A 19316-nucleotide genomic window follows, 5' to 3' on the forward strand; every position below is an offset into this window, starting at 1 on the left:
GCGTCAAATGAGGCCTTCAAGGATACTACAGGTGTCGTCACCGCTGACGTTAAGGTTCCTTGGTTTGCCCAACCATTTTTGCAAGCTCTGAAAATGGTGGGATGTCCAGTTCGCCTTGCGCGTTGTTTGCGATCTGCAGAAGCCGGATCGGGAAGCAGATCGCGTCACGGTTGGCCGGTGACATGTCTTCGTAGGTCCGCTCGTCACCTGTCATGGACGCCTCTGCCTTTCGCAGGGCGGTATCGATCTCGTCAATTGACAGCAGGCCTTTGTGAACGAGCAGGTTGTTGATTGACGCGACCGCCATCATCAACCCTTCAAGCTGAAGATTGGCAACGTTCATGGCTTGACCGTGTTTCCGCCGCCCGGCCTCGCCGGGGCGTTCTGGCCATCGGATTGGTGCGTCTTGTCATCCACCTCATTGACTGGCCGCGTCAGACCGACCCCACTTTTGGGTTTCTTGTTGCCGGCCGCATCCTGAGAGAACGCATCCGAAGGATCAGGACCTGTTCTAGCCGGGTACTTCGTTGCGCCGGTCTCGCGACGGTTTTCATTATCAGGCATTTTTGATCACTCCAATCGGATGACCGATAACCATTACGAGCCCGGCGAGTTCCGGCGCCGCATGGAACATTTCTGGGCGTGGTGCAGAGACAAGCGGGCGTGTCTCGGCAGTCACGCCTCGCGCACTGGCGGCAGGTCTCGCTTTCGTTGCCCACAGCACTAGGTTCCTCGTTGAGGCAAAAGGAATTCCCCATGCGGGTGGCACGCGAAGCCTGGGTTCTTGGCAAGGAGAGCATCCTCGGATTCATCAACGACAATGCCCTCAGCCACGGTGCGGCGATGGCATTCTATGCCGTTACGTCCCTGGCCCCGATCTTGTTGATCGTTGTTGCGATTGCTGGACTTGTCTTTGGGCATGAAGCAGCTCAACTCGCTCTGTCGGCCGAAATCGCAGGCGTGATGGGATCGCAAACCGGCGACCTTCTGCGCAGCACCATCGAAAGCGCTTCTCACAGAACCGCCGGCACTGTTGCCACTTTGGTGGGCATTGTCACCCTCTTCGTGACAGCCTCAGGGGTGTTTGGCGAAATGCAGCTTTCGCTCAACACAATCTGGAAGATTGAGCCACCACCCATGTCTGTGTCGCGATTGGTGCGGGCGCGGGCGGCCAGCCTGGGTCTGGTTGCAGCGTTAGGATTTCTACTGCTTGTGTCGTTGGCGGCGAGCGCCGCCATTTCCGCACTTGGCGCTGCCATCAACGCCCATCTGCCGTTCGGCACGATCATTCTCGCGTCGATAAACGGCATTGTATCATTCGTGCTGATTTCCGCTCTGTTTGCCGCGATCTTCAAGATCCTGCCGGACCGGTCGCTCGCTTGGCGCGATGTCGCAATTGGCGCGGCAGTGACCGCTTTGCTCTTCACCATCGGCAAGTCGCTGATTGGCTGGTATATCGGAACCAGCGCGATTGCATCCTCCTATGGCGCGGCGGGTGCACTGCTAGTCGTGCTGCTTTGGGTTTACTATTCGTCTGAGATATTCCTGCTCGGCGCCGAGTTCACGCGGGCCTATTCCGTCCGTCTCGGCAGTCGGTCCGACCTTCAACCGATAGTGGAGGCAGAGAGCCCGTCGCGACAGACATCGAACCTTAGACCAACCATCCAACGCGAGGTGCAGGCCTGGATTGTGATCACGGGTTTGCTGACCTTCGTGGCGACACGGGTCTGGCCATCGCGGCGATCTTAGCTGCTTCCCACCAATTCTGTTTCTTTGGAACGCAACCCGGACACCGGAATTGCATAGGAACAGGAGGTTGCCCATGCCAAAATTCCGCTTTGAGACGACAGTATCCGGCCAGACTACCGCTCTCGAGGAAGAGCTAGCGAGTGCGGAGATGGCCAGTCCGAGAGCAATAGAGATGGCGCGCGTAGCGGTGGCGGCGGATCCTGGGTCAGGAACCAAGCAATCGGGATCGACTATCAAGGTCTACGATGAAGCCGGATACCTGGTCGCCACAGTCAATTTTTCCGACGTGTTGCCGAGTGATCCGGACGCCGGACAGCATGGGATTGGCGATGCGGTTGTCGAAGAACCGGGTGTGATGCGGTCTGGCTGACCCGTGGTAGGTCAGGGTTTCACGTTTCGCTCACGTGATCCCCGGCAGGGCAATTTGCTGAGATCGCGAGGTCCTCGGCCATCATCAGATGCTAGAGCTGAGATTCGATCGGGAGGTGACGGACGAAGACCGCCAGGATACGGCGAAAAAATCCGGCTTCTGGTTCATGCGTATAGTCCTGAATCTTGCCTTCGCCGCATCCATGCCAATGCAGAACATTGTGCTTCAGTTCGAGCCGATAGCTTGTTTCCGGAGATATTTCCGATTGGAATCGATGCCGCAGCTCGGCGACCAATTTCGGATCCTCAAACAGCACGCCCATTTCCGAGTTCAAGGACACTGACCGTGGATCGAAATTGAAGGAACCGACGAAGCCGATATTGTCGTCGACGGTGAAAGCTTTCGTATGCAGACTGGCGCCCTTCGAGCCAAACACCGAGATTGCGGAGCGCCGGTTGAACGGCTGAAGCTCGAAAATATTGACGCCATTCCTCAGCAGCCGCTTGCGATAGTTTGCGTAAGCGCCATGGACTGCGGCGACGTCCGTGGCGGCCAAGGAATTGGTCAGAACCGAAACGTCAACACCGGCGCCGACAAGGTCCAGCAAGATCGCTGTGCCCCTTTTGCCGGGGATGAAATAGGGCGACACAATTTCCAGACACCCGCGCGTGGATTGGATGATCGGACGCAGCTCTTTCATAAGCCAGCTGCGACGTCTCCAACCACGAACCTTCTCCGGCGGATCGGAAATGACCCGCACGCCATCCACCCAATGAACGTCGTTGCTGGCCGCAATAAACTCTGTGATCGAGCCCCGGTTGCCGATGCCGTTCAGGAATTTGGGATCGGGGCCGGTATCGCTTCCTTCAAGCCATTTGGCATGCTCATGCTCAGCCACTGATCCCAGGGTTTTGATTGGCTTGGCTTCATTGCAAGCCCAGAAGGCATCGAATATCGCCGCGGTTTGCCGTACCGCAGGCCCCAGGAGCAGCAGATCGAGGTCCCGGAAATTGGTTTCTGCCGCATCGAAATAGGCATCGCCAACATTCCGACCGCCGACAATGGCGCATTTGTCGTCGACGATCCAAGCCTTGTTGTGCATCCGTCGCGTCAATGCAAAGAGCCGCAACAGCACTTCCACACCACGCATGATCCGGCCGCGCCTGATACCGCTCGGATTGAACAACTTCAATTCGATGTTTGGATGGTTGTTCAGCGCCAGATATGCCGCATCATTTTTACGCGGATTGACGTCGTCAAGGAGCATGCGCACCCGAACACCGCGCTCAGCAGCTCGAAAAACCTCGCGAAGCAGCAAGCGGCCGGTGTGATCATCATGCCAAAGGTAGTACATCAGGTCGAGGCTGCGCTCAGCGCTCCTTGCGGCCAGCACGCGCAGAGCGAAAGCGTCATAATTGTCCGAGACAAGCAGCAAGCCGCTCTTGCCGGTTTTGATGTTGTCGTCTGCGGTTCGCGAAAGCGATACGTCCATAAAAATTGCCACCTTTGGACGGCGCTCGCTGCCATCCCGCTCAAATCATAGCTAGAACCATTCTGAGGTATTCTGGTTGCATACGCAGCGTCCAATCACCCAATTCCTGGATGCAAGCAGGGCCAGCAATCAAGCGGCTGCAGAGCGGTCAGGAGGCTTGAGAGGCGTTGCCCCGACTGCTCTGCTGCCGCCGCGGTACTTGCGTCTCCTGCAGTCCCAGGCCCTCAGACCGCACGACCGTTGGCGGGAGCCCGATGGCGTGCGCCCCGCCGCGGCTCTTCGACGAGAATGACGTGGTCGTTGTTCTCAGTGAAGCGCAGGACCCTTTAAATTTAGATATCTCCATTATCCCGGAACCGGGTTCGGGTTTCCGAGTTAAGAAAATGCTCGCGACGGGCAATTTTCAACAGAGGAGACGGCACAATGCCCACTGCCAAGAAAGCCAATGGCAACAACAAGGACCTGGAGGACCTTTTCCTCGATGGCCTCAAAGACATCTACTATGCCGAGAAGAAAATTCTGAAAGCCTTGCCGAAGATGGCCAAAGGCGCATCCGAACAGCAAGTTGCGGCAGCATTCGAGAAGCACCTCGCTGAAACCGAGGGGCAGGTCGAACGTCTGGAGGAGGTCTTCGAGATTCTCGGCGCGGCCGCGCGCGGCAAAACCTGCCCGGCGATCGACGGCATCCTGGAGGAAGGATCTGAAATCCTTCAGGAGTACAAGGGTTCGACTTCGCTCGATGCAGGGCTCGTCGGTGCCGCGCAAGCCGTGGAGCACTATGAGATTGCCAGGTATGGAACCCTGATTGCCTGGGCTACGACGCTCGGCAAGGATGACGTGGTTGCGCTCCTCAATGCGACACTTGAGGAGGAGAAGGCCACCGACGAGGCGCTGACTGCCCTCGGTGAAGCCGGCGTCAACGAACGAGCGGCAGAACGGAAAGCGGCTTGATTGATCGCCTACCCAACCGCCTCGGCGACCCATGTGCCGAGGCGGTCGCGGGAGATGAAGGACATGGTCACGCATATCTACAAAGGACTGGAATGTTTCCTGCTTGAGTGTTCGGCCGCGCTGGTCAGGCGCCGCGCCCTTGGTGGTTCGCGCAGCGATCCTCGGCAGTTGCGAGAACAGCGCAGAGATAAGTTCAGGGCCCGCAAAGTCGCCGAATGAGCGCCAAGATGGAGAGTCGGATGGGCTTCTTTGGAAAATATTTCTCAGGACTGTTGAGCAAGAAATCGACTGACGGCAAGGGGAGCGGCGATATGCGTAAAGCTACCGGCGCGGGTCCGGCGATTGCCGCGCATTCCAAAGATGCAAAGACATCCGCTGCTTCCGGTCAAAGCACCAATGCTTCGAGCAAAAATGCAGATGGACGATGACAAAAGGCAAGATTTGGCTACCGACTCTATGTCGCATCGAAGCGGCGCAAAGACGTTAAATCGTCGAGATGACCCGCATCGCAACCTTCAACGTCAATGGCGTCAACGGCCGACTGCCAGTGCTTCTCAAGTGGCTTGGCGAAACCGGCTATGACATCGTCTGCCTTCAAGAACTGAAGACCTCTGACGAAAAATTTCCCGTCGATGCGATTAGAAACGCCGGCTATGGCGCAATCTGGCACGGACAGAAGTCCTACAATGGCGTAGCAATCCTCGCTCGCGGGATTGAGCCGCTGGAACGTCGTCGAGGTCTGCCGGGCGATCCCGACGATTCGCACAGCCGCTACATCGAGGCAGATGTGAATGGGCTTGTTGTCGGCTGCCTGTATTTGCCCAATGGCAATCCAGCGCCGGGGCCGAAGTTCGACTACAAACTTCGCTGGTTCCAACGTTTGATCACCTATGGCCAGGTGCTGCTCGGCGATAGCTCACCGACCATCCTGTGCGGCGACTATAACGTCGTTCCAGGCTCGATCGACGCGGCGGTGCCGGGGCGCTGGGTTGGCGATGCCGTTTACTTCCCCGAGAGCCGGAGCGCGTACGCCGAAATGCTTGCTCAGGGCTGGATCGATGCCGTCCGTCGCATTCATCCAGAAAAGGGAATTTACACCTATTGGAACTTCTCCTACCGCGGCGGGTACGATCGGAGTTCCGGGCTCCGGATGGACCATCTCTTGCTGAGTTCATCCCTATTGGATCGCCTGAAGAATGCCGGAGTAGATGCCGAAACGCGTGCATGGGACAAGCCGAGCGATCATGCGCCAGCCTGGATAGAACTTGATTGAGCTTCCTCGGCAAGGAGCCTGAAGACCTGGTGGCGCTCCTTCGTGATTAGATTTGGCCGCATGTCTATCGCCAACAATGAGGACTGCCGGCGCCAAGCGATTCAAAGGACGCAATGATGAAAAACACTCAAAAGGAAGCTGAACTGACTGCGCGCCTTGCACGCCAGCATGGCGTCACTGATGGCGCTGTCATGGCTGTCCTTGAGGCGTTGCGGCGTGGTGGTGGAACCATGGCCCAGTTCAGCCACGTCGACTTCGGAGGAATGTCACAATGGTCCTCCGGCATGACGATGGTCGGCGACATGTTCAACGACAGCCTCAAGGCGACGCTCAACGCTATCGCGGCGGAGCTCTCGGCCTACTTGCGCGAACATCCCGCCAAGCCACAACGCGACGACACGAATGTGAGCTATCGTTCTTCAGCTATGGCCCACGGCGGCTCATGGTGGCCTGAGGAGTTTGGGAGCCCGTCTGCCGCTGGTTCTCAAAACAATATGCGCTACGCAGCGTTTCCTGAGCGAAGCCGCCTGGTCATCGACGATCATGGAAAGATGGAGATTTATGACACAGGCGACCATCGCATATCCGGTGTTTCGCAGAGCCAGAGCACGGACTCCACCCTGACCTTTGTCAGCCAGCACGGCGTGGTCCGCGTATCTGATCTCAAGCGCGTATCTGCGACGTAGGGCAGGCCGCTTCCATGCAGACAGTCACGCTCATCGGCTATCTCGCGACCGTCTGCTCGATGAGCAGTTTCACGCCGCAAGCCTGGAAAATCATCAGGACACGAGAGACAAGCGGCATCTCCGCACCGACGTATGCCATCACTGTGTTGGGGTTCGCCTTGTGGCTGGCCTTCGGCATCATGAAGGCAGAGTGGCCGATCATAATCACGAATGGCGTTTGTCTCCTGCTGTCAGCGTTCATTCTCACAATGACAGTCCTGCCGCAGGCTGAGAAAGAGGCGGTCGCCAAGGCTTTCGACCCCGACGACTAAATTAACGCTTCCAACTTTTCAGAAGCGGACCTTGGCTACCATATGCAGGATCCTTGCGCGGACGCCCCACCTTGGGGATGGTTGCGAGCGCATCGCTATGCTGATCCTTGCTCCTACATTCGTCATAAGTCCCAAATGGAGGATACGCGCCGACAACCAAAAAGTCATCGGATGACGAGAGACATTGGTGCCCGGTGCCTGCCGGGAGGACCGCGACGTCGCCAGCCTTCAGCGACAGCGTTCGTCCTTTCTTGCCCCCAAACCGGACTTCAGCATTTCCGCGGGCAATGCCCAGAACCTCGTGTATTTGCGAATGATAGTGAACGTAATCATAGATGCCGTTTCGCCAGCTATCGCCCCATCCGTTTGCATCGAAAAGCACCTCCATGACGGCTGCTGGATCAAGTCCTTCGGGCAATTCGACGGCGCCTCGATAAACGACGAGCGGCCATGCTGGATGATTGGGTACAAGTCCATCATCCTTGAACCAGAACTCATTCGACTTTCGCTGCCTCACAAATCCGGCGACAGCTTGCTTGCGCGGTCTTGCGAAACCGGTGACGTTCTCGATCACTTTCTTGCTGGTTTCCAAAATGCTCATCGACGCTGCCTCTAAAGCAGAGGTTAGTTTAGCCGCTCGCTCAGAGCTCGACCTTTGCGTTGTCGCCCACATTCGGCTTGGCGCCGGTAACGGCCGCAAACACCATCGTTGCGGTAGCCATCATTAGCCCCGGGCTGTCCCACAATTCGCCTTCGTCGGGTTTGACCGTTATCAGACGAATCTCGGGATCATCGGCATTATCCCACCAGGCTGAGTCAGTTTTCTCCCAGAGCTCGGCGATCTTTTCCCTGTCATTTGTCACTGTGGCCGGGCCTGACATCGTGACGTATTTGTAGTGGCTGTTGTCACTCCAGGCCAATGTGACCTTTGGATAGGTCGACAGTTGCTTGCTCTTGGCGCTGTCGTCATTGACGAGGAAGTATATGGCGTTTTCCTCACGGACCACACGCGCAGATAGCGGACGGGCTCGATTGTACCCGCCGTCCCAGGTCACAAACATGCAGACGTCGATGTCCTCGGCGAGTTCCCAGATGCGGTCTGTTGCCTCGGCGGGCGTGAGGTCCGTCTGCTCTCGGCGGTTAGCCATAAGCGTCCTCCTGCGGGTGAATATCCTCGCTTACAACTCACGTCCCGCCACGACGTTCCAACTCACTGGGTTCTTCGGCTTGCTAAAGCGGTGGAACTTTCGAAATTGCCGGAAGTTTGGATGGCAAACGCGAGGCCATGATGGCGGACAAGACGCTTCGAACATCAAGACGGACACCCGAGCAGGACGCTAAGGGTCAGTCGGAAAAGGACCACAAGGGCGGCGGAAACGATGGCGTCGCCAGCGCCGATCCGCGGGTGATCTCCGGCAAAAAAGACGGCGACGCGACATTCCCTGTCAAGGGACCGAAGAAATAGCTATGAGCCCATTAGTCGGGCATCTGGCGGTGTCATCGATGCGCGGAGACAATTGACGAACGGGCTGAAATCATTTCGCGATGACACTTTGCTACCGTCACCGACGCGGATCACCTTCAACCCTCCGGAGTTCCATGGCCGCATGACGCGCATCCGCCTCAAGGCGCTAATGGCAGCCCGGAATCACGCGACCTTTGAAAAGAGAGCGACGTCGCATCTGGCCAAACCATAGCGCCATCGGTGATCGGTTGTGGCAACCCGGCTCTGGTAGAACAGTGAAAGCTGACTGCCATCGATCATCACTGTCGAGTGGCCGTTCTCGCCCGGTTGACCTGGCTCCAACACCGGGCCGATCGAAACGTAAGGCCCGCTGACCTCGTCGGCGATGGCAAAAAACACCCGTTGCCGGTTTCCCCGAAGGCCATTCGGAAGAAAGCAAGTGGCGTTGAGAAGCACCCGGCCGTCCGGCAGCTCGATCAGTTGCGCGCCCTCAATGCCCCATTCGTAGTCGGGATCATCTCTGGTGTTATGGTGGGGAACATCGTTGTGGTCGAGGATTTTGCCGATCCGCTTCCACGGACCGAACCACGAGTCGGACTGGCTACGTGCCAGATAGATGTCGGGCTGAGGCACCCTGGTGAATTTTGGCATAGCCGAATAAACGAGGTAGCGCCCACCGCCAATGACTGCTGGATGCGGATCGTAAATGCCGTCCTCTTCCGTGTCCGGGATGGCCAGAATGGCCGGACTGAGGACTACCCAATGGAACCCGTCGTTGGAAACCGCATGCTCGCAACGGCCACCCGACTTCATGAATTCTGTCTGGATGAACATGTGGAAGACGCCGCACTCGTGGGTCACACCGGGAGCCGCAACACCAGTACCGTTGATTGGAAGTTCGATCGGCTCATGCTCGGCCCACGGCCCATAAAGATCGGGCGCCGTGGCATGCAAGATTCTCCACGTCTCGGTGGTGACCGTGCCGCTTGACCCGAAGACGTGCCAGACACGGCCATCGAAAACAGGACACGGGTCCTTGAGATCATCCACGCTTTGCGGATGAAACAGTGGAAAAACGTTGGTTTCAAAGTTGATGTTCATGTCAGCCCCGGAATTCGCCTCGGCAGTCGGAGACGCGCAGAGATACAGGCGAATCATTGATGTTAGGCACATTCTATAGCCAACGAGTTCAACGCAAATACGGCAATGCCGCTGTCCACCAGCATTCCTCGTTCAACCACGCTTTCAGTGGCGGCCGGGTTCCGACAGCCGCCCTCGCCTCCGCACCCAGATCCCGCTTCGTGCGTGGACCAAGCGGGCGACCGGGCCTTCTTCATTTCAGTTGGAACAACTCACCTGATCGAAAGTTAGGAGCTGGAACTAAGTAGTTCTCTCCATTCGCGATTAACAAATGTTAATCGTAACATAAATAGTGTCACAGAGGGAGTATGTCAATGGAAGCGGCCTTTGGCGGGGTAACCGGCAGTCAATATGTTCGTCGCGAAAATATACTGGTTTGCTTCTCCCACTTACGATGGAATTTTGTTCACCAGCGTCCGCAGCATCTCCTCACCCTCGCATCCGCTCAGCAGCGAGTGGTCTATTTTGAAGAACCCGTTTTCGAAGAATTGCCGCAGCCGCTGATGCGGACGAGCGTGGCATCGGAAAACATTCTGATTGTCACACCTGTGCTGCCGCTTGGCACGTCGGCCGCGAAAGCAGATGCCGTCCAGCGGAGATTTGTGCAGCAGACCATCGCTTCTATGCCGCATAGCCGGCTGATCGCCTGGTACTACACCCCAATGGCTCTTCGCTTTACGGAATTCCTCGACCCAGACATATGCGTCTATGACTGCATGGACGAACTCTCTGCGTTCAGGAATGCGCCCCCCGAGCTGGGCCAGATGGAAAAGGCGCTTCTTCGCCGCGCGGATCTCGTTTTCACCGGTGGTCTAAGCTTGTTCGAGACCAAGCGTCACCTCCATCCCGCCATCTTCCCATTTCCGAGCAGCATCGATGTGAGGCACTTTCACACCGCAAGACAGCCAGGAAGGGACCCAGCCGACCAGGCGGGCATTCCTTCCCCGAGGGTTGGATATTTCGGCGTCATCGACGAGCGGCTGGACGTCGATCTCGTGGCGCTAGCGGCAAAGACAATGCCGGACGTGCATTTCGTCATGCTCGGTCCGGTTGTCAAGATCGACCCTGCAAGCCTGCCGCAAGCCGAAAACCTTCATTGGCTTGGGCCGAAAGCCTACTGCGATCTGCCCGACTATTTGCGCCATTGGGACGCCGGATGGATGCCGTTTGCCCTCAACGAGGCGACGCGTTTCATCAGCCCGACCAAGACGCCGGAATTTCTCGCGGCGGGTCTGCCGGTGATCTCGACGGCAATCGTCGACGTGGTTCGCAGTTACGGTGCTGCCGGGCTGGTGGAAATCGCCGACTGTGACGATCTGGAAATCAAGCTGCGCTCCGTCCTTTCGCGACCGCGTCAGATGCTCCTGCAGCAAGTCGATGCCTATCTTGCGGACATGTCCTGGGAACGGACATGGAATGCCATGGCAGCTCACATTGAGCGCGCCTATCAACGCAAGAAGGTCGTGCCCCTTCGCAGGAGTGCATAGCCATGTTCGATTGGCTGATCGTCGGCGCGGGTTTCGCCGGCAGCGTGCTTGCCGAAAGGATAGCGTCGCAGCGTCAGGAAAGCGTTTTGCTGATCGATCGCCGCAGCCATGTCGGAGGCAACGCCTATGACTGCTACAATGAAGCCGGCATCCTCATCCATCGCTACGGCCCGCACATCTTCCACACCAACAGCCAAGCCATAGTGGACTACCTTTCGCAGTTCACGCAATGGCGGCCGTACGAGCACAGGGTGTTGGCGGCCGTAGACGGGCAACTGGTTCCCATCCCGATCAATCTCGACACCATCAACCGGCTTTACGGGCTGGACCTGACCTCGGCACAGCTGGAGGATTTCTTCGCGTCGCGACGCGAAACGGTGGAGGACGTCCGAACGGCTGAGGACGTCGTCGTCAGCACCGTGGGGCGCGAGCTCTATGAAAAATTCTTCCGCGGCTACACTAGAAAGCAATGGGGCGTCGATCCCAGTCAGCTGAGCAAATCCGTCACGGCACGAGTGCCGACCAGGACCAACCGTGACGACCGCTATTTCAGCGACAGCTTCCAGAAAATGCCGGCCGGCGGGTACACGCGGATGTTCGAACGCATGCTCGATCATCCGAACATCAAGATCATGCTGCAGACCGACTTCCGTGAAATTCGTGAGAAGATACCGTTCAGGCGCATGGTTTATACCGGCCCGATCGATGAATATTTCGGCTGGCAGCTCGGGCACCTTCCGTACCGTTCGCTTCGTTTCGAGCACGTTACACTGGATTGCGAGCAATTTCAGCCGGTTGCCGTGGTCAATTATCCCCAGACGGAAGATTACACGCGCATTACCGAGTACAAACATCTGACCGGCCAGCAGAGTTCGCGGACCAGCCTGACCTACGAATACCCCACGGACATCGGGGACCCGTACTATCCCGTGCCCCGGCCCGAAAACGAAGTGCTCTACAAGCGCTATGAAGCGCTCGCGGCAAGCTGCCCAGACGTCTGGTTTGTCGGTCGGCTTGCAACTTACCGCTATTACAACATGGACCAGGTAGTCGGACAGGCTCTGGCCACTTTCGCGCGCATCCAAAAAAGCCTCCCGGCCTGGGCGCGCACGGACGAGCCGTTGTTGGCCGAGCCGAGAAGATAGTTTCTTTCAAGACGGAAGATCGGGCGGGTATCAGAAGGAGAAACTCGATGGATACAAACTTCAACTCGGAAAGCCGTGAGATATTTATCGTCGGCTTGCGCAACGCGCACGCCATGGAAAATCAAGCGCTGTCGATCATGAAGCCTCAGGTCGAGCGTATAGAGAACTATCCGGAGGTGGCCGATCGCTTGCGCCGGCACATTCAGGAAACCGAAGGCCAGATCACGAGACTCGAGTCCGTCCTGGAGGGCCTTGGCGAGGAGCACTCCACCCTCAAGGACACCGCCTTGTCGATGGTTGGCAGCGTGGCCGCCATTGGACATTCGATGGCCGGCGACGAGATCATCAAGAACAGCCTGGCGAATTTCGCATTCGAGAACTACGAGATTGCTGCCTACAATTCGCTGCTGGTACTGGCCGACGCCGGGGGCTTCCAGGATGCTGAAAGGGCCCTCAAGCAGAACCTGAACGAAGAGGAAGCCATGGCCAACTGGCTCAAGGAAAATCTGAGCGACGTTACCATGCGGTATGCCAGGTTGCGCGAGGCCGGGGCGACTGCAAAAAGCTGATGCACCGCACCGGCGCGGGCGGCGTTTCGAAACAGACGCTCGCCCGCCCCTCCCTCGTTTGAGGCCTCTTCAAGGCGTCGTGTCCGCCACGAGAAGAGCTTGCTGACGGGCCAGTTCATCTGCTGTGGGTTTGCGCAGGTGTCGCCTGCCATCAGCCTGGATGACGGAAAACAAACCAACCTCGGCATGTCGCGAATTGTCCCAGCCGGGGTAGGCCGTTATCGGGTACAGGCAAATACCCTCGATCGGCGCTCCGAGACTGATTGCGGAACGCACCTCGTCGCAGACATAGTGGAGCCAAGCCGGCCCGCCGGATCCCTCGGAACCGGTCTCCGCAATGAACATCGGCTTACCGTACCGGTGAGCAACTTCTAGCAACATTTCCGACAGGGCGCGGTACTCGTGGTGTCCCATCGGAATCGTCGGCCCGTTTACGTACCATTGATTGTGCGGGTAAAAATTCAAGCCCACGACATCGACAACATCTTCGCTCCCGCCCAACTCAGGTTCGGCGCGGCCCAGCAACATGTCGTAAGCTTCGAACTGCCCCTGTCGGGCGTTTTCGGCCCGGCGCCGTTCGCTGCGGGTCCGGTCACGAGGGGCGATATGGATAAGCGGCTCGGCCCAGACAAATCTGCAGGTGGGATCGATCTCCCGCATTGCACGAACACCCGCGATGGCGGCCTTCACGAGGTGCCGCTTGAACCATCCACGTTTGTTCGGCCCCACACGCGGGAAATAGCCGACCTCAACAGCCCATGCGAAAAAGGAGATTTCGTTGATGGGACACAACAGAGGCGATGTTCCGGTGATCGAACGGTGTACGTTGACGGCTTCTGCCGCGAACGAGGCATAGGCGTCGATGAAATGCAGCGAGCCCTGATCGACATGGTCCGGAGATCCGTAGTGAAAGATGTCCCAGATTACCTGAACACCTGCCGATCGGGCTGCCTCGACCATTGGCGCCCAACTTGACCAGTCATAGGTTCCGGGAGCGGTTTCGATCAAATGCCAACGCAGGCCGTCGCGGATGGTGCGAAGGCCGAGTTCGGCGCAGCCGCGGTAGTCGCCCAGGGCATGCAAATTATGCGAGGTCGCACGAATAAGATCGAGGCGAACGCCGTCCTTGCGCCGGTGCGAGGAGCATTCAAAGCCTGCCATGAAAAAACTGGCGAAGCGCGAAGCTTCCGGAACCGAGGCCTCCGTCTGGCGTCCCACTTCGCTCATTTTTCGAAGTCTCCTTTGGGCAATCGGCTTCGAACTCGGCCGCCTTGTCCGGACCGGGAACCGCGTTGGCGAAATACCGAATTCGGTCGGGCGCGCCCCATGTTCGTTGCTCAGTCCAGCTCGTCCTTGCGTGGCCGGGTAGTGCCGAACCCATTGGTAGAGCCTTTGTTCCGGTGGTGAACTGTCCGGGAGCCGCGTGGCAAATGAGGAACAAGGAGGCCCGTCCCAAGTTCGGGCGATGTACCGCCGCCGTCATCCACTCGAGCGGCTGCTCGGCAACAACAGAGGTATGGGATCACATGACCGTTCAGATTCGACTTTCCGAGATCGACCACGCCAGGCGCGAGGATCGTGGCGACGGCGCTTGGAGCATCGCACCGGACCTGGGTTACTTGCGGCTAGCAATCGTGAATGTCGTGTTCTTCGGCGCACCGGGCAGCGGAGATCGGAACTGGGTGCTGATCGATACCGGGTTGCCGACGTCTCGCAGCAGCATTCTAGCGGTCGCGGAAAAGCGGTTCGGCGTCAACGCACGGCCGGCTGCAATCATCCTGACCCATGGCCATTTCGACCATGTGGGAACGGTTCTAGAACTCGCAAATGGCTGGGACGTGCCTGTCTTCGCCCATCCACTCGAGCACCCCTATTTGGACGGAACCACATCCTATCCGCCACCGGATCCCTGGGTTGGGGGTGGACTGATGGCGCTGCTTTCACCGCTTTTTCCACGCGGGCCAATCGATCTTGGCAGCCGTTTGCAACCCTTGCCCGCCGATGGATCGATCCCCGGAATGCCCGGATGGCAATGGCTGCACACACCCGGACATGCCCCTGGGCATATCTCGCTCTGGCGCGAGCAAGACCGCTCGCTCATCGTAGGAGACGCTTTCATCACCACCGGTCAGGAGTCGGTCTATGAAGTCGCCATTCAGGATCTCGAGATGCACGGTCCGCCGCGCTATTTCACGCCAGACTGGGATGCAGCGGAAAGGTCCGTGAAGCATCTGGCTGCCTTGGGCCCCCAGATGGTCATCAGTGGGCACGGCGCGGCTGCTGCGGGAGTGGGCATGCGTCAGGCTCTCGACAACCTGGCTGAGCGGTTCAGGGTATTCGCCGTCCCGCCGAAATTGAAATTCGTGCGCGAGCCAGCGTCGCCGATAGCTAGGCCAATCGAGCCGCCATCGTTCTGAAATTATGGTCGGATTGGTCCAACGCGGGACATCGGACAGAGTAACTCGTCCAGCGGAACAAACCCAGCCGGCGACAGTTGGGGCACTCGCTTAGGGGCGACACCCTGCGAAGTGCCGCGAGGTTCCGCGCCATGGGGAGGCTCAGATGGAAACCCGATGAACGCATGCCCCTAGCACGCGTTCCCGCAAAGAGAGATTGCAGAACCGGTGTTGTTGCCATCCAGCCCTAAGTTGACACGCCAACTGCTCTGTATCCTCGGAGGCGCATTCTTGCCCGGTTGCGCGGGGGGAGTGCTCGATCCCCAAGGACCAATTGGCGTCGGCAATCGCACGATCCTTTTGAACTCGCTGGCGGTGATGCTGGTGATCGTTGTTCCCACGCTTGTTGCGCTTCTGGCATTCGCCTGGAAGTTCCGCGCCTCGAACAGCAACGCCCGCTATAACCCGGAGTTCACCTATTCGGGACGCGTGGAGTTGATCGTCTGGTCGATCCCGACGCTCACCATCCTGTTCATTGGCGGTCTGATCTACTACGGATCGTATCAGCTCGATCCGCGCAAACCGATCCCTTCTAGCCAGCCGCCGCTCGACATTCAGGTGGTGGCGCTCGACTGGAAATGGCTGTTCCTCTATCCCGAGCAGGGCGTGGGCGCTGTCAATCAACTGGTTATCCCCGCCGGTGTTCCAGTGCGTTTCAAGTTGACCTCGGCCAGCGTGATGAACACGTTCTTCGTGCCCCAGCTTGGCAGCATGGTCTACGTCATGAACGGCATGCAGACCGAATTGCATCTGCAGGCCGACCGCGAGGGCAGCTTTTTCGGCCAGTCGGCGCACTTCAGCGGCGACGGCTTCTCGGATATGAATTTCAGTGTGAGCGCGGTTTCAGCCGATGCCTTCACCCGCTGGGCGTCATCGCTGCGTGGCGGGGGCGGCGTGCTGAATGCCAATGCCTATCGCGAACTCGCCCGGCAAAGCACAAATGTGGCGCCGGCTTCCTTCGGTCATGTCCAGCCTGGGCTGTTCGAAGCGGTCGTTCAGCAGACGCTCCCACCGGGTCCGGGGCCTGCTGAGAGCGCAGCCAGCGGCGAGCCACAGGTGAGCCCAAGGGCATTCCCCCCGGCGGCGGCAACGATGACCCATCATCCACAAGGCGCAGAATGACGATGCTGGGCAAGCTCGACTGGTCGGCCGTTCCTTTCGATCAACCTATCCCCCTCGGCGCAGCCCTTGGCGTCTTTCTGGCAGCAGCCGCCGTGCTTGGCTGGATAACGGTGAAGGGCTACTGGCCATATCTGCGGAGCGAGTGGATAAGCTCGGTCGACCACAAGCGCATCGGCGTGATGTACATTGTGCTGGCGATGCTCATGCTTCTTCGTGGTTTTATCGATGCTATCATGATGCGCACACAACAGGTGCTGGCGATTCACGGGCCGGGTTACCTCCCGCCGGAGCATTACGACCAGATCTTTTCCGCGCACGGCACGATCATGATCTTCTTCGCCGCGATGCCGTTCATGATCGGCCTGATGAATTTCGTCGTGCCGCTGCAGCTTGGCGTACGCGATGTCGCTTTTCCGACGCTCAATTCCGTCAGCTTCTGGCTGACGGCTTCCGGAGCCCTGCTGGTCAACATCTCGCTTGTGATCGGCGAGTTCGCGCGCACCGGCTGGCTGCCCTATGCCCCTTTGTCGGAAACCGCCTACTCGCCGGGCGTCGGTGTCGATTATTATCTGTGGGCGATCCAGATCTCCGGCGTCGGCACGCTGCTCACCGGCGTCAACCTGGTGACGACCATCCTCAAGATGCGGGCGCCGGGAATGGGCTATCTGCGAATGCCGATGTTCTGTTGGACCTCGCTCGCGTCCAACCTGCTCATTGTCGCAGCCTTCCCGATCCTTACCGCCACGCTCGCAATGCTGACGCTGGACCGGTATCTCGGCTTCCACTTCTTCACCAACGAAGCTGGTGGAAATCAGATGATGTTCGTCAACCTGATCTGGGCGTGGGGCCATCCCGAAGTATACATCCTGGTGCTTCCCGCCTTCGGAATCTTTTCCGAGATTTTCTCGACTTTTTCATCGAAGCCGCTGTTCGGATACCGTTCGATGGTCGCGGCCACGATGTTCATCTGCATCGTCTCGTTCATGGTCTGGCTGCATCACTTCTTCACCATGGGTGCCGGAGCGGACGTTAATGCCGCCTTCGGCATCGCCACGTCGGTCATTGCCGTGGGAACCGGTGTGAAAATCTACAACTGGCTCTTCACCATGTATGGCGGGCGCGTTCGTTTCGACACGCCGATGCTTTGGGCACTGGCTTTCGTGACCACCTTCACCGTCGGCGGCATGACTGGCGTCCTGCTTGCCGTCCCGCCGGTCGACTTCGTGCTACACAATTCCCTTTTCCTCGTCGCGCATTTCCATAACGTCATCATCTCGGGCGTGTTGTTTGGAGCATTCGCCGGCTTCACCTACTGGTTCCCCAAGGCGTTCGGCTTCCGTTTGCACGAAGGCTGGGGAAAGGCGGCATTTTGGGTCACCTTGGCCGGCTACATGCTGGTCTTCGTACCGCTCTATATTGTCGGTCTGCTCGGCATGACGCGGCGCCTGCAACATATCGATATGGACCTTTGGGCACCGTGGCTGGTGGTGGCCGCTTTCGGCGTGGTGGTGATGATCGCCGGCGCGGCGCTGCAGATCACACAGCTTTTCGTTTCGATCCGGCATCGCGACAAGTTTCGCGACGAAACCGGCGACCCGTGGGACGGGCGTTCGCTGGAGTGGTCGACATCTTCTCCTCCTCCTGTCTTCAATTATGCACGGCTGCCTCACGTGGAAGACGAAGAGCCCTACTGGAGCATCAAGCAACGAGGGATCGGACAGAGCTCGGACGAGGAAAAGGCATATGAGCCGATCGAGATGCCTCGCAACAGCCCGACTGGCTTCGTCACCGCCTTCTTCAGCACACTGATCGGCTTCGCGCTGATCTGGCATATATGGTGGCTGGCGATCGTCGGCTTCATCGGCGCCTACGCAACCTTCGTCGTATTCGCCTGGCGCGATCATGGAGGCTACGAGATCCCTGTCGACGAGGTCGCCCGCATCGACCATGACCACAAGGCAGCCCAGTTTGCCCGGCTGCGCGGGTGGGAGCGCCCGGCATGAGCGATCACGCATTCTCCGGCGACATCAGCGCCGGCACCCAGGCACAGGACCCGTATCGGCTTAATCACACCGGTCGGCATGCGGTGCGCTCTGCGACGGGCCACGGAGAAGGCGGCCCGGCCTCAAAGTTCGTCACGGTGACCTACGGCTTCTGGATCTTTCTCCTGTCCGACATCATCATGTTCTCGGCATTTTTCGCCGCCTACGCCGTGCTCGCCAAGGCAACCGCCGGCGGACCGACAGGCAAGGATCTGTTCGAACCGACACGGGTTGCGGTCCAGACGGGCCTTCTGCTCACTTCGAGCTTCACCGGCGGCGTGGCAACACTCGCCACCCGTCGCAGATCAATGGCTGCCACGCAGTTCTGGCTTCTCGTCACGGGGTTGCTCGGGGCAGCGTTCCTGTTCCTGGAACTACAGGAGTTCGCGGCAATGATCGGCGAGCAGGCAGGCCCCTCGCGCAGCGCATTTCTTTCTGCCTTCTTTGCGCTCGTTGGCTGCCACGGTGCCCACGTCGGTCTCGGCCTGCTCTGGCTGGGAACGATGATGGCGCAGCTGTGGGTCAAGGGCTTTCGGCCCGACATCTTGCGGCGGCTCCACTGCTTCGGGCTCTTCTGGCACGCCCTCGACATCATCTGGGTTGCCATCTTCACCCTGGTCTATCTGCTGGGAGCATCGTCATGACCGAGTTCGAGAGCAAGACCGGCGAGTTGCAGGACCGCCGCGATTCAGCGCCGGGCGAGGAACACATAAGCGAGCACGAAACGGCTGGGGGCCTCTCGGGCTATGTGCTCGGCTTCGGGCTGGCCATCCTGCTCACGATCGCATCATTCCTGGCGGCGCGAACCGATCTGATTTACCAGCCCGCGGTCATCTCGGCCCTGGTGGTGCTCGCTGTTGCGCAGATGGGCGTGCATCTTGTCTTCTTTCTGCACCTGACCACCGGGCCGGACAACACCAACAACATCCTGGCGCTGGCCTTCGGCGTGCTGATCGTCGCGCTGGTGGTTCTGGGCTCTATCTGGATCATGGCCCACCTGAATGAAAACATGGCTGCCATGACACCCCATCAAGCCGGAACCATGCCTTGAACGCTGC

Annotated in this window: 24 protein-coding genes; 17 read left to right on the top strand and 7 right to left on the bottom strand. The window is 58.6% G+C overall.

Going from position 1 to position 19316, the window contains the following annotated elements:
• Positions 1–49 precede the first annotated feature (49 nt).
• Complete coding sequence (locus NKJ57_RS22425; protein WP_023687836.1) at positions 50–343, bottom strand: hypothetical protein; 294 nt, start codon at positions 341–343, stop codon at positions 50–52.
• Positions 340–564 (bottom strand): hypothetical protein, encoded by a 225-nt coding sequence (locus NKJ57_RS22430; protein WP_155921617.1) that lies wholly within the window; start codon positions 562–564, stop codon positions 340–342. Before NKJ57_RS22430 ends, NKJ57_RS22425 begins: the two co-directional genes overlap by 4 nt.
• A 192-nt stretch (positions 565–756) precedes the next feature.
• Between NKJ57_RS22430 and NKJ57_RS22435 the strand changes: the two genes are divergently transcribed.
• Both NKJ57_RS22435 and NKJ57_RS22440 read left to right on the top strand, forming a co-directional pair.
• On the top strand, positions 757–1749 hold the full coding sequence (locus NKJ57_RS22435) for a YihY/virulence factor BrkB family protein (protein WP_352512486.1): 993 nt from the start codon (positions 757–759) through the stop codon (positions 1747–1749).
• A 73-nt stretch (positions 1750–1822) separates the two neighbouring features.
• On the top strand, positions 1823–2119 hold the full coding sequence (locus tag NKJ57_RS22440) for a hypothetical protein (protein ID WP_023668045.1): 297 nt from the start codon (positions 1823–1825) through the stop codon (positions 2117–2119).
• A 91-nt stretch (positions 2120–2210) separates the two neighbouring features.
• Here NKJ57_RS22440 and NKJ57_RS22445 read toward each other — a convergent pair whose 3' ends face one another.
• Positions 2211–3611: a phospholipase D family protein gene (locus NKJ57_RS22445; RefSeq protein ID WP_352512484.1), complete on the bottom strand. Its 1401-nt coding sequence runs from the start codon at positions 3609–3611 to the stop codon at positions 2211–2213.
• Between the two features lie 423 nt (positions 3612–4034).
• Here NKJ57_RS22445 and NKJ57_RS22450 point away from each other — a divergent pair, with 423 nt between their 5' ends.
• From NKJ57_RS22450 to NKJ57_RS22475, 6 genes are all read left to right on the top strand, one after another.
• A complete protein-coding gene (locus NKJ57_RS22450) occupies positions 4035–4562 on the top strand; it encodes a YciE/YciF ferroxidase family protein (RefSeq protein ID WP_023704627.1) in 528 nt (175 codons plus the stop codon).
• Between the two features lie 63 nt (positions 4563–4625).
• Positions 4626–4781: a hypothetical protein gene (locus NKJ57_RS22455; RefSeq protein ID WP_352512483.1), complete on the top strand. Its 156-nt coding sequence runs from the start codon at positions 4626–4628 to the stop codon at positions 4779–4781.
• Positions 4778–4990, top strand: a complete 213-nt coding sequence (locus NKJ57_RS22460) for a hypothetical protein (RefSeq protein ID WP_245259911.1) — start codon at positions 4778–4780, stop codon at positions 4988–4990. The genes NKJ57_RS22455 and NKJ57_RS22460 overlap by 4 nt, the downstream gene beginning before the upstream one ends.
• Before the next feature lie 68 nt (positions 4991–5058).
• Positions 5059–5835 carry an exodeoxyribonuclease III gene (gene xth, locus NKJ57_RS22465; RefSeq protein ID WP_352512482.1) on the top strand — a complete coding sequence of 259 codons (777 nt, stop codon included), beginning with the start codon at positions 5059–5061 and terminating at the stop codon, positions 5833–5835.
• Between the two features lie 116 nt (positions 5836–5951).
• Positions 5952–6521 (top strand): hypothetical protein, encoded by a 570-nt coding sequence (locus tag NKJ57_RS22470; RefSeq protein ID WP_352512481.1) that lies wholly within the window; start codon positions 5952–5954, stop codon positions 6519–6521.
• 14 nt (positions 6522–6535) lie between these two features.
• Positions 6536–6832, top strand: coding sequence for a SemiSWEET family sugar transporter (locus tag NKJ57_RS22475; RefSeq protein WP_023712197.1), 297 nt, complete (start codon positions 6536–6538; stop codon positions 6830–6832).
• Position 6833: 1 nt separating this feature from the next.
• Here the strand turns inward: NKJ57_RS22475 and NKJ57_RS22480 are convergent, their stop codons facing one another.
• The gene (locus NKJ57_RS22480) at positions 6834–7433 is read right to left on the bottom strand and encodes a cupin domain-containing protein (RefSeq protein WP_023733193.1); all 600 of its coding nucleotides are present in this window, start codon (positions 7431–7433) and stop codon (positions 6834–6836) included.
• 40 nt (positions 7434–7473) lie between these two features.
• A complete protein-coding gene (locus NKJ57_RS22485; protein ID WP_352512480.1) occupies positions 7474–7980 on the bottom strand; it encodes a pyridoxamine 5'-phosphate oxidase family protein in 507 nt (168 codons plus the stop codon).
• A gap of 140 nt (positions 7981–8120) precedes the next feature.
• Here NKJ57_RS22485 and NKJ57_RS22490 point away from each other — a divergent pair, with 140 nt between their 5' ends.
• Positions 8121–8297 carry a hypothetical protein gene (locus NKJ57_RS22490; protein ID WP_155922451.1) on the top strand — a complete coding sequence of 59 codons (177 nt, stop codon included), beginning with the start codon at positions 8121–8123 and terminating at the stop codon, positions 8295–8297.
• 183 nt (positions 8298–8480) lie between these two features.
• Here the strand turns inward: NKJ57_RS22490 and NKJ57_RS22495 are convergent, their stop codons facing one another.
• Entirely contained in the window at positions 8481–9398 is a 918-nt protein-coding gene (locus tag NKJ57_RS22495; RefSeq protein WP_023700021.1) for a glycoside hydrolase family protein, read from the bottom strand.
• 353 nt (positions 9399–9751) lie between these two features.
• Here NKJ57_RS22495 and NKJ57_RS22500 point away from each other — a divergent pair, with 353 nt between their 5' ends.
• Genes NKJ57_RS22500 through NKJ57_RS22510 form a run of 3 tightly spaced genes read left to right on the top strand, consistent with a single transcriptional unit; the run spans position 9752 to position 12638 of the window.
• Complete coding sequence (locus NKJ57_RS22500; RefSeq protein ID WP_023729506.1) at positions 9752–10924, top strand: glycosyltransferase family protein; 1173 nt, start codon at positions 9752–9754, stop codon at positions 10922–10924.
• Between the two features lie 2 nt (positions 10925–10926).
• Positions 10927–12069, top strand: a complete 1143-nt coding sequence (gene glf / locus NKJ57_RS22505; RefSeq protein ID WP_352512479.1) for a UDP-galactopyranose mutase — start codon at positions 10927–10929, stop codon at positions 12067–12069.
• Positions 12070–12116: 47 nt separating this feature from the next.
• A complete protein-coding gene (locus tag NKJ57_RS22510) occupies positions 12117–12638 on the top strand; it encodes a ferritin-like domain-containing protein (protein ID WP_023687824.1) in 522 nt (173 codons plus the stop codon).
• Positions 12639–12707: 69 nt separating this feature from the next.
• Here the strand turns inward: NKJ57_RS22510 and NKJ57_RS22515 are convergent, their stop codons facing one another.
• Complete coding sequence (locus tag NKJ57_RS22515) at positions 12708–13865, bottom strand: beta-glucosidase (RefSeq protein WP_352512478.1); 1158 nt, start codon at positions 13863–13865, stop codon at positions 12708–12710.
• Between the two features lie 299 nt (positions 13866–14164).
• Here NKJ57_RS22515 and NKJ57_RS22520 point away from each other — a divergent pair, with 299 nt between their 5' ends.
• The 5 genes from NKJ57_RS22520 to cyoD all read left to right on the top strand — a co-directional run bounded on the left by NKJ57_RS22520 (position 14165) and on the right by cyoD (position 19309).
• Positions 14165–15055: an MBL fold metallo-hydrolase gene (locus tag NKJ57_RS22520; RefSeq protein ID WP_023668030.1), complete on the top strand. Its 891-nt coding sequence runs from the start codon at positions 14165–14167 to the stop codon at positions 15053–15055.
• A 195-nt stretch (positions 15056–15250) separates the two neighbouring features.
• The gene (gene cyoA / locus NKJ57_RS22525; RefSeq protein ID WP_081732326.1) at positions 15251–16216 is read left to right on the top strand and encodes a ubiquinol oxidase subunit II; all 966 of its coding nucleotides are present in this window, start codon (positions 15251–15253) and stop codon (positions 16214–16216) included.
• A gap of 2 nt (positions 16217–16218) precedes the next feature.
• Positions 16219–18219, top strand: coding sequence for a cytochrome o ubiquinol oxidase subunit I (cyoB, locus tag NKJ57_RS22530; protein WP_352512571.1), 2001 nt, complete (start codon positions 16219–16221; stop codon positions 18217–18219).
• Positions 18216–18902: a cytochrome (ubi)quinol oxidase subunit III gene (locus NKJ57_RS22535; RefSeq protein ID WP_023815896.1), complete on the top strand. Its 687-nt coding sequence runs from the start codon at positions 18216–18218 to the stop codon at positions 18900–18902. Before cyoB ends, NKJ57_RS22535 begins: the two co-directional genes overlap by 4 nt.
• Positions 18899–19309 (top strand): cytochrome o ubiquinol oxidase subunit IV, encoded by a 411-nt coding sequence (cyoD, locus tag NKJ57_RS22540; protein WP_023668026.1) that lies wholly within the window; start codon positions 18899–18901, stop codon positions 19307–19309. Before NKJ57_RS22535 ends, cyoD begins: the two co-directional genes overlap by 4 nt.
• The last annotated feature ends 7 nt before the right edge of the window (positions 19310–19316 follow it).

It is taken from the genome of Mesorhizobium sp. M0077 (assembly GCF_040322955.1).
Taxonomy (GTDB): Bacteria; Pseudomonadota; Alphaproteobacteria; order Rhizobiales; family Rhizobiaceae; genus Mesorhizobium.

Bases quoted from the DNA above. Each gene is read 5' to 3' on its own strand.
- NKJ57_RS22425 (WP_023687836.1), bottom strand. From the start codon at position 343: ATGAACGTTGCCAATCTTCAGCTTGAAGGGTTGATGATGGCGGTCGCG.
- NKJ57_RS22430 (WP_155921617.1), bottom strand. From the start codon at position 564: ATGCCTGATAATGAAAACCGTCGCGAGACCGGCGCAACGAAGTACCCG.
- NKJ57_RS22435 (WP_352512486.1), top strand. From the start codon at position 757: ATGCGGGTGGCACGCGAAGCCTGGGTTCTTGGCAAGGAGAGCATCCTC.
- NKJ57_RS22440 (WP_023668045.1), top strand. From the start codon at position 1,823: ATGCCAAAATTCCGCTTTGAGACGACAGTATCCGGCCAGACTACCGCT.
- NKJ57_RS22445 (WP_352512484.1), bottom strand. From the start codon at position 3,611: ATGGACGTATCGCTTTCGCGAACCGCAGACGACAACATCAAAACCGGC.
- NKJ57_RS22450 (WP_023704627.1), top strand. From the start codon at position 4,035: ATGCCCACTGCCAAGAAAGCCAATGGCAACAACAAGGACCTGGAGGAC.
- NKJ57_RS22455 (WP_352512483.1), top strand. From the start codon at position 4,626: ATGGTCACGCATATCTACAAAGGACTGGAATGTTTCCTGCTTGAGTGT.
- NKJ57_RS22460 (WP_245259911.1), top strand. From the start codon at position 4,778: ATGAGCGCCAAGATGGAGAGTCGGATGGGCTTCTTTGGAAAATATTTC.
- xth (WP_352512482.1), top strand. From the start codon at position 5,059: ATGACCCGCATCGCAACCTTCAACGTCAATGGCGTCAACGGCCGACTG.
- NKJ57_RS22470 (WP_352512481.1), top strand. From the start codon at position 5,952: ATGAAAAACACTCAAAAGGAAGCTGAACTGACTGCGCGCCTTGCACGC.
- NKJ57_RS22475 (WP_023712197.1), top strand. From the start codon at position 6,536: ATGCAGACAGTCACGCTCATCGGCTATCTCGCGACCGTCTGCTCGATG.
- NKJ57_RS22480 (WP_023733193.1), bottom strand. From the start codon at position 7,433: ATGAGCATTTTGGAAACCAGCAAGAAAGTGATCGAGAACGTCACCGGT.
- NKJ57_RS22485 (WP_352512480.1), bottom strand. From the start codon at position 7,980: ATGGCTAACCGCCGAGAGCAGACGGACCTCACGCCCGCCGAGGCAACA.
- NKJ57_RS22490 (WP_155922451.1), top strand. From the start codon at position 8,121: ATGGCGGACAAGACGCTTCGAACATCAAGACGGACACCCGAGCAGGAC.
- NKJ57_RS22495 (WP_023700021.1), bottom strand. From the start codon at position 9,398: ATGAACATCAACTTTGAAACCAACGTTTTTCCACTGTTTCATCCGCAA.
- NKJ57_RS22500 (WP_023729506.1), top strand. From the start codon at position 9,752: ATGGAAGCGGCCTTTGGCGGGGTAACCGGCAGTCAATATGTTCGTCGC.
- glf (WP_352512479.1), top strand. From the start codon at position 10,927: ATGTTCGATTGGCTGATCGTCGGCGCGGGTTTCGCCGGCAGCGTGCTT.
- NKJ57_RS22510 (WP_023687824.1), top strand. From the start codon at position 12,117: ATGGATACAAACTTCAACTCGGAAAGCCGTGAGATATTTATCGTCGGC.
- NKJ57_RS22515 (WP_352512478.1), bottom strand. From the start codon at position 13,865: ATGAGCGAAGTGGGACGCCAGACGGAGGCCTCGGTTCCGGAAGCTTCG.
- NKJ57_RS22520 (WP_023668030.1), top strand. From the start codon at position 14,165: ATGACCGTTCAGATTCGACTTTCCGAGATCGACCACGCCAGGCGCGAG.
- cyoB (WP_352512571.1), top strand. From the start codon at position 16,219: ATGCTGGGCAAGCTCGACTGGTCGGCCGTTCCTTTCGATCAACCTATC.
- NKJ57_RS22535 (WP_023815896.1), top strand. From the start codon at position 18,216: ATGAGCGATCACGCATTCTCCGGCGACATCAGCGCCGGCACCCAGGCA.
- cyoD (WP_023668026.1), top strand. From the start codon at position 18,899: ATGACCGAGTTCGAGAGCAAGACCGGCGAGTTGCAGGACCGCCGCGAT.